This window comes from Pseudomonas marincola (assembly GCF_900682675.2).
In the GTDB taxonomy this organism is placed as follows: Bacteria; Pseudomonadota; Gammaproteobacteria; order Pseudomonadales; family Pseudomonadaceae; genus Aquipseudomonas; species Aquipseudomonas marincola.
Window position 1 is genome coordinate 530,950 of the sequence record NZ_LR215729.2, and the last position, 15,294, is coordinate 546,243.

General features: G+C 58.2%; 14 protein-coding genes. 8 read left to right on the forward strand and 6 right to left on the reverse strand.

All coding sequences use genetic code 11. The annotated features are described in order from the left end of the window. The first annotated feature begins 83 nt into the window (after positions 1 to 83). On the forward strand, positions 84 to 533 hold the full coding sequence (locus PMYSY11_RS02285; protein WP_090513764.1) for a c-type cytochrome: 450 nt from the start codon (positions 84 to 86) through the stop codon (positions 531 to 533). Here PMYSY11_RS02285 and ligB read toward each other — a convergent pair. The 3 genes from ligB to PMYSY11_RS02300 form a co-directional block, all read right to left on the reverse strand. Further along, complete coding sequence (gene ligB, locus PMYSY11_RS02290) at positions 527 to 2,209, reverse strand: NAD-dependent DNA ligase LigB (protein WP_239655523.1); 1,683 nt, start codon at positions 2,207 to 2,209, stop codon at positions 527 to 529. The two genes, PMYSY11_RS02285 and ligB, sit on opposite strands and share 7 nt — an antisense overlap. Positions 2,210 to 2,430: 221 nt before the next feature. After that, positions 2,431 to 3,621, reverse strand: a complete 1,191-nt coding sequence (gene metK / locus PMYSY11_RS02295; protein ID WP_069902482.1) for a methionine adenosyltransferase — start codon at positions 3,619 to 3,621, stop codon at positions 2,431 to 2,433. Between the two features lie 12 nt (positions 3,622 to 3,633). Beyond that, on the reverse strand, positions 3,634 to 4,674 hold the full coding sequence (locus PMYSY11_RS02300) for an ArsR/SmtB family transcription factor (RefSeq protein WP_150548198.1): 1,041 nt from the start codon (positions 4,672 to 4,674) through the stop codon (positions 3,634 to 3,636). Between the two features lie 246 nt (positions 4,675 to 4,920). Here PMYSY11_RS02300 and PMYSY11_RS02305 point away from each other — a divergent pair, with 246 nt between their 5' ends. After that, positions 4,921 to 6,516 carry an FG-GAP-like repeat-containing protein gene (locus PMYSY11_RS02305; protein ID WP_172970653.1) on the forward strand — a complete coding sequence of 532 codons (1,596 nt, stop codon included), beginning with the start codon at positions 4,921 to 4,923 and terminating at the stop codon, positions 6,514 to 6,516. Positions 6,517 to 6,573: 57 nt separating this feature from the next. On the opposite strand, the gene PMYSY11_RS02310 is transcribed toward PMYSY11_RS02305, so the two are convergent. Further along, positions 6,574 to 7,356, reverse strand: a complete 783-nt coding sequence (locus PMYSY11_RS02310) for a glutathione S-transferase family protein (protein WP_150548200.1) — start codon at positions 7,354 to 7,356, stop codon at positions 6,574 to 6,576. Between the two features lie 180 nt (positions 7,357 to 7,536). On the opposite strand from PMYSY11_RS02310, the gene tkt reads away from it, so the two are divergent. The 6 genes from tkt (at position 7,537) to fba (ending at position 13,679) form a co-directional block, all read left to right on the forward strand. Next, positions 7,537 to 9,534 carry a transketolase gene (gene tkt / locus PMYSY11_RS02315; protein WP_150548201.1) on the forward strand — a complete coding sequence of 666 codons (1,998 nt, stop codon included), beginning with the start codon at positions 7,537 to 7,539 and terminating at the stop codon, positions 9,532 to 9,534. A gap of 71 nt (positions 9,535 to 9,605) precedes the next feature. Next, positions 9,606 to 10,673: an erythrose-4-phosphate dehydrogenase gene (epd, locus tag PMYSY11_RS02320; RefSeq protein ID WP_069902487.1), complete on the forward strand. Its 1,068-nt coding sequence runs from the start codon at positions 9,606 to 9,608 to the stop codon at positions 10,671 to 10,673. Positions 10,674 to 10,677: 4 nt separating this feature from the next. Next, positions 10,678 to 11,841 (forward strand): phosphoglycerate kinase, encoded by a 1,164-nt coding sequence (locus PMYSY11_RS02325; RefSeq protein WP_150548202.1) that lies wholly within the window; start codon positions 10,678 to 10,680, stop codon positions 11,839 to 11,841. 67 nt (positions 11,842 to 11,908) lie between these two features. Continuing rightward, positions 11,909 to 12,106, forward strand: coding sequence for a hypothetical protein (locus PMYSY11_RS02330; RefSeq protein WP_239655524.1), 198 nt, complete (start codon positions 11,909 to 11,911; stop codon positions 12,104 to 12,106). Positions 12,107 to 12,180: 74 nt separating this feature from the next. Then, positions 12,181 to 12,510 (forward strand): MliC family protein, encoded by a 330-nt coding sequence (locus tag PMYSY11_RS02335; RefSeq protein ID WP_069902489.1) that lies wholly within the window; start codon positions 12,181 to 12,183, stop codon positions 12,508 to 12,510. Positions 12,511 to 12,614: 104 nt separating this feature from the next. Then, positions 12,615 to 13,679: a class II fructose-bisphosphate aldolase gene (gene fba / locus PMYSY11_RS02340; protein WP_069902490.1), complete on the forward strand. Its 1,065-nt coding sequence runs from the start codon at positions 12,615 to 12,617 to the stop codon at positions 13,677 to 13,679. 83 nt (positions 13,680 to 13,762) lie between these two features. On the opposite strand, the gene PMYSY11_RS02345 is transcribed toward fba, so the two are convergent. Together PMYSY11_RS02345 and PMYSY11_RS02350 are read right to left on the reverse strand one after the other, a co-directional pair. Beyond that, positions 13,763 to 14,218, reverse strand: a complete 456-nt coding sequence (locus tag PMYSY11_RS02345) for a DUF2214 family protein (RefSeq protein ID WP_150548203.1) — start codon at positions 14,216 to 14,218, stop codon at positions 13,763 to 13,765. 10 nt (positions 14,219 to 14,228) lie between these two features. Beyond that, positions 14,229 to 15,284 (reverse strand): GGDEF domain-containing protein, encoded by a 1,056-nt coding sequence (locus PMYSY11_RS02350; RefSeq protein ID WP_150548204.1) that lies wholly within the window; start codon positions 15,282 to 15,284, stop codon positions 14,229 to 14,231. Between the last annotated feature and the right edge of the window lie 10 nt (positions 15,285 to 15,294).

A 15,294-nucleotide genomic window follows, 5' to 3' on the forward strand; every position in this document is an offset into this window, starting at 1 on the left:
ACAAATTACCGCGCTTGGCCGCAGGCGCGGGAGTGACGATACTGTCGCCCTCTTTTGAGCCTTGTTGCAGTTATGAAGGTGTTATGAAACTCAGAAACGCTCTGCTAATTCTGCTTGCCGCCAGCACACTCACCGCCTGCGGTGGTGTCGATCCCAACTCACCACTGGGCCAGCGCCAAGCCATTTTCAAGCAAATGCTGAAAACCAGTGAAGACCTTGGCGGCATGATTCGTGGCCGTATTGTGTTCGACGAGGCGCGCTTTGTTGAAGGCGCCGCCAAGCTCGATCAGATTTCACGTACGCCCTGGCAGCACTTTCCGCAGATCAAGGAAGAAGATCACACCAACGCCAAGGACGATGTCTGGAAGCGTCAGGCACGGTTTAAAGAACTGGCCGACGATCTGGAAAACAGCACGGCTGCGTTAGTCGTCGCAACCACCGCCAAGCCGTTGAAAAGCTCTGATCTGGCGGCGCCGGTCAAGCGCGTCGAAGACAGCTGCAAGGCGTGTCACCAAGAGTTCCGCAATCACTGATCCGGCGTGAAGCCAGCCACTTCGAGTGTTTGAAGTTGCTGGCCGAGGCGCTTTACCTGCGGGTGAGCGAAGAATGCCTGCAAGGCGGCCGCCCGTTTCGGGCCAATGCCGCGAAGATCGCGCCAGTCTTGCTCGCTTCGCCGGGCCAAGGCTTGCCAGGAGTTTGCGGGTAGAGTGTTCAACGGCGGCATGCCCAGCGCAATCAACCAGTTGGCCAGCGGCAATTGGCGTACCCGTTGAATGTGATGCAGCAACAAGTCGGTGCGGTGCTGTCCCAGCTCCGGCGTTGCCAGCAACTGTTCGCGGCTTAAGGCGAGCCAGTCCAGTAGTTGATAAACCTGTCGGCTGTCGAGCAGCTTCTGCCACGTCGCTGGGCCAACGCCTTTCATATCCAAACCATCGCTGCTGGCTAACCACTTGAGCCGTGCGCTGAATTGTTGTCGGCAGCCGGGCGAGTCTTGCCAGCAAGTCAGTGAGTGGTAATCGCTGGCACTTGGTGCGATAACGCTGGGGCTTTGCTCTGTACGCATGACGACCCGCTCAAGCGTTGGGATGGCATGCCCGCTGAGGCGAATCGCCACGCTGTCGCCCGGTTGAATGTTTAATTGCTTCCAGCGCTGCAGTGAACCGAGGCTGACCCGGCTGATATTGCGCGCATCCAGCTTAATGGTTTGCAGTTGCAGAATCGGGGTGATGCGCCCGCTGCGACCAATCGAGAAACGCACCGCCTGCACCCGTGCCAATGCGCTGGAGACCGGATATTTCCAGGCTGCTGCCCAGTGCGGTGGTTTCGCTTGCCAACGTGCGGCGGGCGAGCGCGTATTGTGGCGCAGCACCACGCCGTCAGTGGCAAAGGGCAGGGGCTGCGTCCACCAGTGCTGGCGCCACCGTTGTGCATCTTCGAGGTTTTTTATCGGCCGGCTGTATTGCTGGCTGGCGGGGAAGCCTAGCGCGGCCAGTTGCTCGCTGCGCGCATCAATATCACTCGGGCCTTGTGGCCAGTCCCAGACAAACAAGCCAATTTCTGCGCCTTGCTGGCGGGTCAGTTGCTTGCGGTTCATCAGCCCGGCCACTGCGCTGCGCGCGCCACCGCCGCCATCGCGTGACTGCACGTGGCGCTCCAGTCTCAGGTACAGCTCTCCTTGTATCAGCAGGTCGCGTTGCGCCGCTAATTGAGCAGGTATGGCGCTGATGTGGCGGGCGTTATGTGTCCAGTCCTGACCGCTGATGCCGTCGCCCCGGCTGATCACTTGCACCAGTCTGGCGTTGCGATAAATCAGCGTGACGGCAACGCCATCGACTTTGGGCTGAATCCAGACCTCGTCGCGGCTTTTGAGCCATGCATTCACGGCGTCTTCGTCGGCGAGTTTGCGCAGGCCTGTTTGCGCAATCGGGTGCTGCAGTGGCCCGGCATTTACAGTCAGTGGGTTAGTCGCGGCGGGCGTCTGTGCGGGGAAGCAGTCGCGCAATTGGCCGAGCTGCGCCCGTGCCTGATCGTAGATCTGGTCGCTGACCAAAGGCGACTTATCCACATAGTAAGCGCTGTCCCAGCGAGCGATGCGGCTGTGCAGTTGGTTGATTTCAGCGCTGGCGCGTTGCTTATCCCATGCAGGGCAGGGCGCGGCCTCGGTGACCACGCTCAATAGCAGCAGGAGCATAGACAGATAGATCGGCATCGCAGGCATCCATGCGGGCGGGCTGCCTTGAGGCTAGTTGAGCGGGCTTGGCGCGGTGTTAACTAAAGAGTGGCGGGGCTTCGATAATTGCGCAGCGTTGCCAGTGGTAGGCGAGTGGCTGAAAACGTGCGCGTCAGGTACGGGATGTGGCTGTGCGCAATCTGCAAAGTTTACCGGCGAAAAAAAGCCCCGCACGTGGCGGGGCTCATTTTTGCTATGGCTTACAGGCCGGCAGCGGCGCGCAGATCAGCGGCCTTGTCGGTGCGTTCCCAGGTGAACGCGGTGAAGGTTTCACCTTCGTAAGTCATTTCGTACGGGTTGCGACCGAAGTGGCCGTATGCCGCCGTTGGCTGGTACATCGGGTGCAGCAGGTCGAGCATTTTGGTTATCGCGTATGGACGCAGATCGAAGTGCTCGCGCACCAGTTGGATGATCTTGTCATCGCTGATCTTGCCAGTGCCGAAGGTGTTCAGCGAGATCGAGGTTGGCTGAGCCACGCCGATTGCGTAGGAAACCTGAATCTCGCAGCGCTCGGCCAGGCCAGCAGCGACGATGTTCTTGGCAACATAACGGCCAGCGTATGCAGCTGAACGGTCTACCTTCGACGGGTCCTTACCGGAGAACGCGCCACCACCGTGACGGGCCATGCCGCCGTAGGTGTCAACGATGATCTTACGGCCAGTCAGGCCGCAGTCGCCCACTGGGCCGCCGATTACAAAGTTACCGGTTGGGTTGATGTGGAACTGGGTGTCTTTGTGCAGCAGTTCGGCAGGCAACACGTGCTTGACGATCAACTCCATAACGCCTTCGCGCAGGTCGTTGTAGCTGACTTCCGGGTTGTGCTGGGTCGACAGAACAACGGCGTCGATACCGGCAACCTTGCCGTTTTCATAGCGGCAAGTGACCTGCGATTTCGCGTCCGGGCGCAGCCAAGGCAGCAGGCCGGATTTGCGTGCTTCAGCCTGACGCTCGACCAGACGGTGCGAGAAGCAGATTGGAGCAGGCATCAGTACGTCGGTTTCGTTGCTGGCATAACCGAACATCAGGCCCTGGTCGCCTGCACCCTGATCTTCCGGCTTGCTGCGGTCAACGCCCTGGTTAATGTCGACCGACTGCTTGCCAATGATGTTCAGAACGCCGCACGTGGCGCCGTCGAAACCGACTGTCGAGCTGTCGTAGCCGATGTCGATGATGACTTTACGGACCAGGTCTTCGAGATCAACCCAGGCGCTGGTGCTGACTTCACCGGCGATGATGGCAACGCCAGTCTTGACCATGGTTTCACACGCAACGCGGGCGTGTTTGTCTTTGCTGATGATCGCGTCGAGCACGGCATCGGAGATCTGGTCAGCAATTTTATCCGGGTGGCCTTCGGACACGGATTCGGATGTAAACAGGGAATAATCGCTCATCTATCGGTCTTCCTAATTAATACCGGTGGGTGAGATCGGTTGGGCGCGCACCTGCACACCTGAACCGCTGTGTTGTTCCGGTTTGGCAAAGTGCCGCACCTGAATCTGAAAACCATTGCGAAGGCCTACATAAAGGCTTTCACCCAGGTTAAGTCCTGCGGCGATAGCCCATTGGGCCAGGTCGTCCTGTTCAAAACCCAACCAGAGATCACCACAGGCCTGCCTGGCCCAACTCTGGTTGTGGCTACACAACTCGGTTATCAACAAGCTGCCGCCGGGCGTGACCCGTGTGGCGAGCTGCTTGAGCGCTTCGGCTGGCGCGGCGAAATGGTGCAAGACCATGTTCATCACCACGCAGTCGGCGGCGCTGTAATCATCATTCAACGCATCGGCCAGTTGCAGTTTGACGTTGCCGAGGGCGTGTTTTTCACATTGCAAACGTGCCAGATCAAGCATCGCCTGGCTGTTATCCAGCGCTGTTACGCTGTGAAAACGCTTGGCCAGCTCGGGCAGGAAACCGCCATCGCCGGGGCCGATTTCCAACGCATTGGCTGTGGCATCAAAGCCCAGTGCATCAAGCAACGCCAGAACGCTGTCGCGGTACTGCGCAAGCCCGGCAATCAGATCCTGCTGCGCTTGAAAGCTGCCAGCGTTGCGCGCAAAGAAATCCTGGCTGGCTGCCGCGCGCTGGCTGTGAACCTGCGCAATGCGCGCCAATACGGCGTCGGGCAGTTGCAACTCATCGACTTCATCCAGCAGCGCGCTGTGCAACTTGCCGCCCAGACCAGTGGTGGCCGCCGACAAGGCGCGACGGTAGAAAATCGCATTGCCTTCGCGGCGTGTCGCGACCAGTCCTGCTTGCGCCAACACCTTGAGGTGATGGCTCATGCCGGATTGGCCGATGTCGAAAATCTGCGCCAGTTCCAGCACGCCAAAGGAGTCATTGCTCAGCGCACGTAAAACATTCAACCGTAGCGGGTCTCCGCCAGCTTTGCACAGGGCAGCCAGTTCATCGGCAGGCTCAAAGCGGAGCTGTGGGACGCGCAAGTTCATAGGGTGGGCAGTCTAATAGGTCATTTTTCATACAGCAAGACCAATATCAAAAAATCTTGATATTGGTCTTTGGCGTCCCATTGCCGCCCTCTGCATTGAGGCGTGAGGGTGCTGTTTGCGTGGGTTGCAGCGCAGCGACCGTTGGTCAGTCGTGGTTGTGTCAGATGCACATAAAGACGTTGCAGGGTTGTGACGCGGTTGTCTTTGCCGCAGAGTGCCGGTTTGGACCAATTAGCTAGGATGGCTATGAAAAAGAAAATCGGAATTCCTTTGGTTGTTGTCGCCGCTGCCGGTCTGGGGGCGTACTACTGGTTTTATCAGCAGTCTGAAGAGACGATAAAATCGTCCCCTGTTGAGCTTACCGGGCCCGCATTCAAGCCGGTCGATGTTGGGTTTACTCCGCACTGGGATAACGAAACCTCGCAGTTTTTCAGCGGCGCGGCAGTAATCGACATAGATGGCGACGGCAAGAGCGAGTTGTTCATCTCCAGCGGTAAAGGCCACCAGGATGGCCTGTTGCGTTATGTGGATGGGCATCTGGTCGATGTCGCGGCTGAAGCCGGGCTGACGGGCGACCTGGCCGGCAAACAGGCCAGTTATGGCGCGCTGTCGTTTGACCTCGACAATGACGCCGATACCGACCTGCTGGTAACTCGCCAGGATGGCCTCTACGCGCTGATCAACACAGACGGCAAGTTCGCCACGCGCAAGCTCGACATCACGCTGCCGGCGGATTCGATCCCGCTCAGCACAACCATTGCAGATATAGACAAAGACGGCCAGTTTGATCTGTACGTCAGCCTGTTTGTCGCGCCAGACAAATTCTCATCCAGCGTGTTCAATGATCCCGAACATGCCAAGCACAACCTGATGCTGCACAACATTGGCAACATGGCCTTCGAGGATGTGACTGAAAAAACCGGTACTCAAGGCATGCAAAACACCTTCCACAGCAGTTTTGTCGATCTAAATAACGATGGTTTGCAGGATCTGGTGCTGGCCAACAACACCGGTCGCGTCGAGATATTCAAGAACAACGGCGACCTGACCTTCGAGTCGATTGCCATTGATTCCGGCCTCGGTTACTGGATGGGCATTGGCATTGGCGACATTGATGCTGATGGCGATCAGGATCTGTTCCTGTCGAATATCGGCACCAGTATCAGCAATAAGCTGGCACGCGGTGACCTGCGTGATGATCAGGAGTTGAACCTAGATTGGTTGCTGCTGGAAAACGAGGGCGACTTCAAGTTCCACGATGTGCTTAAAGACAAGGCGCTGGATGGTTACGGGTTCGCCTGGGGCGGTGTATTCGGTGATCTCGATCTGGATGGCAAGCTCGACCTGATGGTCGCGCAGAGCTACATAAAATGGCCGCCGCATCAGCTCAACAAATTGCCGGGCAAGGCCTTTGTTCAGGTTGGCGAAGGTAATACTGCCGGGTTCTATCAGAACGATGAACTGGAAGTCGGCGATCCCTACTACGGGCAGTCGCCGGTTATCTATGACATCGACAGCGATGGCCGTCCGGACCTGTTCTGGCTGAACATGGGCCAGAAGCCGAAGGCCTACCTGAACACCGGCAAAGCCAGCTACATCAAGCTGACCTTTGCCGACAATCTGGCGCTGGCTGGGGCCAATGTCACGGTTATCTCCAAGGCCGGGCGCAGCTACACCCAGCAGCTTAATACTCAGGCAGGCTTGTTGACCGACCAGAGCAATTCGCTGTTCTTTGGCTTGGGTGACGACAAGTCGCCTGTCAGTGTCGAAGTTGTTCTGGCCAATGGCGAGCGGCGCACGGTGGAAAACATCGCCGCCGACAGCACCACAATCATTCGCTAAGTAGCCTGAAGCGTTGGTATGAGCTGCGCCGCAACGATGCGCAGCTCTTACCGGCTGCTATGCCTTGGTCAGAGGCAAGCGTGAGCACCATTGCGCTGCCAGTAACGGCGGCCTGCTGTTGTCGGTGGCTTGCAGGGCGCTGTCGCAGATCAGTTTGTCGATGGGCTCAAACCACGCCTTGATCACTTCGCAGCGGACAAAGTCGTCCGCGTCTTCAAGGTCCAGGTAATACGGCATCGCCAGCATTCCGTAGGCGCTGATATCCACCTGACTGATGCAGTCGCCGGCCAGATAGGGCTTCTCGCTCAGCCAGTGTTTCATCTGCTTGAGCATTTTCTGCCGTTGTTCCGGTGCGCTGCCCTGGCTGATTTGCGGCAGCACCAAAGAGCGGATGAACGGTTGCTTGCGCAGCAGCAGCGGCCAGCCCGGCGTCAACATAAGCGGCACTCCGCACGCTTTGCGCATCACCGCCGCCAAGCGCCAGGCATTGCGGCAGGCTTTGAATGCCGAGGAATCAGCCTCCATGAACGCCGCCCGAAACAGGGTTGGCACCATGTTTTCGGTGAGCCATTGATCGCGGGTATCAATCAGCGGCTGCTGCGCGGTCACCTCGGCAGGCCAGCGCCGTTCGATTTCATTGATGATGCTGCTGGAGTCGGCGTAATGGCTGCCATCGATGGTCAGCACGGGGATCTGCTGGCCGACCGGCAGCGTGCTGGTGAGTTTCAGCGGGTTAACATAATGCACGCGAAATGCCAGGCGCTTGTACAGCAGATAGGCATGTACTTTTGCGGCAAATGGGCTGGTGGGGTAGCTGTAAAGCGTAATTTCTGAAGCCAAGAGAAATTCCTTTTCTGGTGGCTGGCAGTGTCAACTGCTGGGAATACAGCGCGATCCTGGCGCTGCGGCGGTGTAGTTTCTCATCTAATGTGTCGATTGCGACTATCTGTCATTGCCCGAACGTGTGGTAGTGGGCGAAAATAGCCCCCTTTTGTGTTTAGCCCCTTAGGAGAATCAGCGATGCCCAGCCGTCGTGAGCGTGCCAATGCCATCCGTGCCTTGAGTATGGATGCCGTGCAGAAAGCCAACAGCGGCCACCCTGGCGCACCAATGGGTATGGCGGATATCGCCGAAGTGTTGTGGCGTGACTACCTCAAGCACAACCCAAGCAACCCGAGCTTTGCTGACCGCGACCGCTTCGTGCTGTCGAACGGCCACGGCTCCATGCTGATCTACTCGCTGCTGCACCTGACCGGTTATGACTTGGGTATCGAAGACCTCAAGCAGTTCCGTCAGATGGGCAGCCGCACGCCGGGTCACCCAGAATACGGTTACACACCCGGTGTCGAGACCACCACTGGTCCTTTGGGTCAGGGTATTGCCAACGCCGTTGGTTTTGCAATTGCCGAGAAAGTGCTGGGCGCGCAGTTCAACCGCGACGGCCACAAGATTGTCGACCATTACACCTACGCCTTCATGGGCGACGGCTGCATGATGGAAGGCATCTCGCACGAAGTCTGCTCGCTGGCCGGTACTCTGGGTCTGGGCAAGCTGATCGCGTTCTACGACGACAACGGCATCTCGATTGATGGTGAAGTCGAAGGCTGGTTCAGCGATGACACCCCTAAGCGTTTTGAATCTTACGGCTGGCAGGTCATCCGTAACGTCGACGGCCACGATGCCGAAGAAATCAAGATTGCCATCGAAACTGCGCGCAAGAGCGAGCAGCCAACCCTGATCTGCTGCAAGACCATCATTGGTTTTGGTTCGCCGAACAAGCAGGGCAAGGAAGATTGCCACGGCGCCGCACTGGGTAATGACGAAATCGCGCTGACCCGCGCTGCACTGGGCTGGAACCACGGCCCGTTTGAAATCCCGGCAGATATCTACGCCGAGTGGGATGCCAAGGCTGCTGGCGCTGCTGCCGAAGCCGAGTGGGATCAGCGCTTTGCTGCTTACACGGCGGCGTTCCCTGAGTTGGCCAGCGAATTCAAACGCCGTATGGCGGGTGAACTGCCGGCTGATTTCTCTGAGAAAGCGGCGGCCTACATCACTGAGGTTGCGGTTAAAGGCGAAACCATCGCCAGCCGTAAAGCCAGCCAGAACACCTTGAATGCATTTGGCCCGTTGCTGCCTGAGTTCCTCGGCGGTTCGGCTGACCTCGCCGGCTCCAACCTGACCCTGTGGAAAGGTTGCAAGGGCGTATCGGCAGAAGATGCCAGCGGCAACTACATGTACTACGGCGTTCGCGAGTTCGGCATGAGCGCGATCATGAACGGCGTGGCCCTGCACGGCGGTTTCGTACCGTACGGCGCGACCTTCCTGATCTTCATGGAATACGCCCGCAACGCAGTGCGCATGTCGGCGTTGATGAAGAAGCGTGTGCTGTATGTGTTCACCCACGACTCTATCGGTCTGGGCGAAGACGGCCCGACTCACCAGCCAATCGAGCAACTGACCAGCCTGCGCAGCACGCCTAATCTGGACACTTGGCGTCCGGCGGATGCAGTTGAGTCGGCAGTGGCCTGGAAATACGCCATTGAGCGTAATGACGGCCCGTCCGCGCTGATCTTCTCGCGTCAGAACCTGCCGCACCAAGGCCGTGACGTTGCTCAGCTGAGCGACATCGCCCGCGGTGGTTACGTGCTGAAAGACTGCGACGGTGAGCCAGAACTGATTCTGATCGCGACCGGCTCCGAAGTCGGTCTGGCGGTTCAGGCATTTGAAAAACTCAGCGAACAAGGCCGCAAGGTTCGCGTCGTTTCGATGCCATGCACCAGCGTGTTCGATGCGCAGGACGCCGGCTACAAGCAATCCGTACTGCCTGTTCAGGTTGGCGCGCGGATCGCTATCGAAGCCGCTCACGCCGACTTCTGGTACAAGTACGTCGGCCTCGAAGGTCAGGTAATCGGCATGACCTCCTTTGGTGAGTCGGCGCCTGCACCTGCTCTGTTCGAGCACTTCGGTTTCACCGTGGACAACATCCTCGAAACCGCTGCTGAAATGCTCGAAGCCTGATCAAGACGGCCTCAGCCTGCGCGCATCAAGGTGCGCGCAGGCCAACGTCGCTCGCAATTATCGAGACTGTCATGCGTAATCGCCCCTTCAGAATTGCCCTCAATGGCTATGGCCGTATTGGCCGCTGCGTATTGCGTGCCTTGCACGAGCGGGGCGCTGGCGCGCAGCTGGAAATCGTTGCCCTGAATGACCTGGCCGATCAGGCCAGTATCGAATACCTGACCCGCTTCGATTCAACCCACGGGCGTTTTCCCGGCGAGGTTCGGGTCGAAGGCGATTGCCTGCACATCAACGGCGGTTGTGTGAAGGTGCTGCGCCAATCAACGCCCGAAGCGATTGACTGGGCAGCGCTGGATATCGACCTGTTGTTCGAGTGCTCGGGGCTTTATACCAGCCGTGCAGACGGCCAGAGATTTCTCAAGGCCGGTGCGCCGCGCGTGTTGTTCTCGCAGCCAATGGCCAGCGAGGCGGATGCCGACGCCACCATCGTTTACGGGGTTAATCAGCACGCATTAAGCGGTGCCGAGAAGCTCGTATCGAATGCGTCGTGCACCACCAACTGTGGCGTGCCGCTGCTTAAATTGCTCAATGAAGCCGTCGGGATCGAGTACGTATCGATCACCACGATTCACTCGGCAATGAACGACCAACCGGTGATTGATGCCTATCACCATGAAGATTTGCGCCGCACACGTTCGGCCTTCCAGTCGCTGATTCCGGTGTCTACCGGCTTGGCGCGGGGTATCGAACGCTTGTTGCCGGATCTGCATGGGCGGATTCAGGCCAAGGCCATTCGGGTGCCGACAGTTAACGTCTCGTGCCTGGACATCACCATTCAAACAGCGCGTGATACCAGCGCCGCTGAAATCAATCGCATCCTGCGAGACGCGGCCACCTCCGGCCCGCTGCAAGGTCTGATTGCCTACACTGAAATGCCGCAGGTCAGTTGTGATTTCAACCACGACCCGCATTCAGCGATTGTCGATGGCAGCCAAACCCGGGTTTCCGGGCCGCGCCTGGTCAATTTGCTGGCTTGGTTCGATAACGAATGGGGCTTTGCCAATCGCATGCTCGACGTTGCCGAACACTACTTATCTGCTTCCACCCAATCCATTCAACCAGCCCCCGTGAAGGACTGATTCCATGACCGTTTTAAAAATGACCGACCTCGACCTCCAAGGTAAGCGTGTGTTGATTCGCGAAGACCTTAACGTGCCGGTAAAAGACGGCGTGGTTAAGAGCGATGCGCGTATCCTGGCATCTTTGCCAACCATCAAGCTGGCGTTGGAAAAAGGCGCTGCGGTAATGGTTTGCTCGCACCTGGGTCGTCCGACCGAGGGCGAATACTCGGAAGAGAACAGCCTCAAGCCAGTTGCTGATTACCTGAGCAAGGCCTTGGACCGCGACGTGCGTCTGGTCAAAGATTATCTGGGCGGCGTTGAGCTGGCAGCCGGCGAAATCGTGCTGCTGGAGAACGTGCGCTTCAACAACGGCGAAAAGAAAAACACCGACGAGCTGGCGCAGCAATACGCCAACTTGTGCGACGTCTTCGTCATGGACGCTTTCGGCACTGCGCACCGCGCGCAAGGTTCGACCCACGGCGTCGCCAAGTTCGCCAAGGTTGCGGCGGCTGGCCCGTTGCTGGCGGCAGAGCTGGATGCACTGGGCAAGGCGCTGGGTAACCCGGCCAAGCCAATGGCCGCAGTTGTTGCCGGCTCGAAAGTGTCGACCAAACTCGACGTACTCAACAGCCTCAGCCAGATCTGCGATCAGTTGATTGTGGGCGGCGGTATTGCCAACACCTTCCTCGCTGCGGCGGGTTTCCCGGTCGGCAAATCGCTGTACGAAGCGGATCTGGTCGAGACGGCCAAAGCCATCGCCGCCAAGGTCAGCGTGCCGCTGCCGGTCGACGTTGTCGTGGCCAAGGAATTTGCCGAGTCGGCGACTGCAACCGTGAAGCTGGTGGCGGACGTTGCCGAAGACGACATGATTCTGGATATCGGCCCGCAGACTGCTGCTCAGTTCGCTGAGTTGTTGAAGTCTTCGAAAACCATCCTGTGGAACGGCCCGGTTGGTGTGTTCGAGTTCGATCAGTTCGGCGAAGGCACCAAAACCCTGGCGTTGGCGATTGCCGAAAGCCCGGCGTTCTCTATCGCGGGCGGTGGTGACACGCTGGCGGCGATCGATAAATACAACGTTGCCGAGCGTATCTCCTATATTTCCACCGGCGGCGGCGCTTTCCTCGAGTTCGTAGAGGGTAAAGTGTTGCCAGCGGTTGAAGTGCTCGAGCAGCGCGCCAACGCTTGATAACCCACCGCCTGCAGGCCAATGCCGCAGGCGGTTTAACGTTGCAACGGATGACAGGGAGCCATTTATGATGCGCATGAGTCTAGCGGTAGCTGCAATTGTTCTGTCGATCACTGGATGTGTCGGCGGTGCTCATCACGAGAAGGCTTGCAAGGTATTCAGCCCGGTCGAGATCGAGTCGCCAACCACCAATCAGGATCAACGCATCGATGTCGAGAGCAGTGAAGATATGACCAATGCCGGTGATGAGCAGACCAACTGCTAAGCATTGTCTTTAATCCACAGGGTTCGTGACGTAGACCTGCGAGCCGTCAGACAACGGATGCCCGGAGAGCCAATATGGATAAACTATGCAAAGCCGCCGTCGGTGCTGCACTGCTCAGTGTAATAGCCGGTTGCTCTAGTCAGCCTGCAACGCCGGATGCATGGACCCGTTGGGTGTGTGACAGCCAGGCCGAAGTGCTGTGGCGCTTTACCGATGACAGCAAAGAGTCGGTGGATGTGCGTGTGGCCGGTGGCGATATTGCCCATCGCCTGAAACGTGAGCCTTCGGGCTCCGGCGCGATGTTCAGCGATGGCATGCTGACCTTTCACATGAAGGGTGAAGAAGGCCTGATTTACCGCACGGCCAGCAATGATTTGATCGGGCGCGGCTGCAAAGCCCCCTGAACAGCCGCCTGCAAGGTAATGCTTGGAGGCAATAGAACTTGAACACAGCTTGTCGCTGCGACAAGCTTGCACGATTAATGAGCCCAATTGGGAGACAGGAAAATATGGCACTTATCAGCATGCGCCAAATGCTCGACCACGCCGCCGAGTTCGGTTATGGCGTCCCGGCATTCAACGTAAACAACCTTGAGCAAATGCGCGCCATCATGGAAGCCGCCGACAAGACCGACTCACCGGTTATTGTTCAGGCCTCCGCCGGTGCCCGCAAATATGCCGGTGCGCCGTTCCTGCGTCACCTGATTCTGGCGGCCATTGAAGAATTCCCGCACATTCCGGTGTGTATGCACCAGGATCACGGCACCAGCCCTGCAGTGTGCCAGCGTTCGATCCAGCTGGGCTTCAGCTCGGTGATGATGGACGGCTCGTTGAAAGAAGACGGCAAAACCCCGGCTGACTACGACTACAACGTCCGCGTTACCCAGGAAACCGTGGCCATGGCGCACGCTTGCGGCGTTTCGGTAGAAGGCGAGCTGGGTTGCCTGGGCAGCCTGGAAACCGGTCAGGCTGGCGAAGAAGACGGCGTCGGCGCTGAAGGCATTCTCGATCACAGCCAGATGCTGACCGATCCGGAAGAAGCGGCTGACTTCGTCAAGCGCACTCAGGTTGATGCTCTGGCAATCGCCATTGGTACCAGCCACGGCGCGTACAAGTTCACCAAGCCACCTACTGGCGACATTCTGGCAATCGACCGCATCAAGGCGATTCACCAGCGTATCCCCAACACTCACCTGGTTATGCACGGTTCTTCTTCGGTTCCGCAGGAGTGGCTGGCGATCATCAACCAGTACGGCGGCGACATCAAAGAAACCTACGGCGTGCCGGTTGAAGAAATCGTTGAAGGCATCAAGCACGGCGTGCGCAAGGTCAACATCGACACCGACCTGCGCCTGGCATCGACCGGTGCAATGCGCCGCATGATGGCCGAGCAGCCGAGCGAATTCGACCCACGTAAGTTCTTCGGCAAAACCGTCGAAGCCATGCGTGACATCTGCATCGCGCGCTACGAAGCGTTCGGCACTGCTGGCAATGCCTCGAAGATCAAGCCGGTCTCGCTGGAAGCCATGTACCTGCGTTATGCCAAAGGTGAGCTGGCCGCCAAGGTCAACTAATCTGGATGAATATCAGGCAGTTTTCGCCTGATATTAAAAAACCTGTCCGGTGTGAGTCGGACAGGTTTTTTTATGCGTGCAGCTTAAGCGCCGGCGCCAAAACCACGCGCCATCAAGCTGGCCAGCAGCGGCAGGATCAACAGTATCAGCAGCTCAAGGCGGATAGTCATGATCACCAGTTTGCCTTTGTGCTCGCTTACGTCTGGCACCTCGCCTGCGTTGACGCTGTTGCGCCAGTTGATGAATACAAATGTCGGCAGGATAGACAGCAACCCGACCAGCAGGAACAGGCCGAGCTTGATGTGGAATACGCCGTTATACAGGTAGTATTCCCAGCCCTTGCCAAACCACATTACCCGCGCTGCGCCGGTTATCAGCACCAGTGCGGCGCACAGGCCGTAGGCCAGATCGGTGATGATCAGTGTCTTGGCGCGCTGTAGATCGAGTGGGCGCTTGAACAACACGTGCTCGATGGACAGCAACGCGAACAGACCGAATATCGACAGATAATGCAGGTAGGCGGCAATTGCGGCGGCCATTGGCAGTTCCTCAGGCAGGGGCGAGAGTGCTTGAGCTTGGGTTGGCGACAGAGACTCGGTTTCGGCCGCTGCGCTTGGCGTGATAGAGCGCCTTGTCGGCGCGCTGCATGGCCTGGCGTATGTCTTCTGGCGGCTCCACCAGTGTGCAGCCGATACTGATAGTCAGCGCCAGTTCGGCGTCTTCGATGATCATCGGCGAGTCGCCGATTTTGCTGCGAATGCGCTCGGCAATCTGCTCCAGTTCGCTGATGTCATGCACCTGCGTGATAACCACGAACTCTTCACCGCCACTGCGCGTAACGATGTCATGCGGGCGCATGGCGTCGCTGATACGCCGGGCGCTCTGCCAGAGCACGCGGTCGCCGCTGTCATGGCCGAAGTTGTCGTTCACATGCTTGAAGTGATCAAGATCGCAGTAGAGCAGGCCCAAGCGCAGATTGTGCTCTTTGGCGTGGAGTTGTTCGATGGCCAGAAAGTGATCAAGACCGGCGCGGTTCCACAGTTGCGTCAGGGGGCCGAGCAGTGCTTTGCGCTGTTCGCGGCTGAGTTCGTCGCGCAGCTCCTTCGACTGCAAGCTGATTTTGCGCAGTTGCAAATAGCCTTCGGCCAGCGTGGCCATGTCCTTGAGCAGTTGTTGCTGCTTTGCGCTCCACTCGCGTGGCGCCGTGTCCAGCAGGCATAAGGTGCCGAGTGCATAGCCGTCGCTGCTGTAGAGCGGTTGGCCGGCATAAAAACGCAGGTGCGGGGCTTCGGTGACCAGCGGATTGTCTTTGAAGCGCGGGTCTTGCTGGGCATCTTCGACAATCATCATTTGTGAGCCGAGAATCGCATGGCCGCAAAACGAAACGCTGCGCGGAGTCTCGGCAATATCGGCGCCGATGCGCGCCTTGAACCACTGGCGCTGCTGATCGATCAGGCTGATCAGCACCGATTTGACCCCGAACAGATCGCGCACAACCCGCACCAATACATCCAGATAAGGTTCGGCAGGAGTATCGAGCAACTCTTGCTCATCCAGCGCTTTCTGACGCAAGGCTTCGTTGGCCGGTGTCTCAGGGCAGAGCATGCGATTTTCC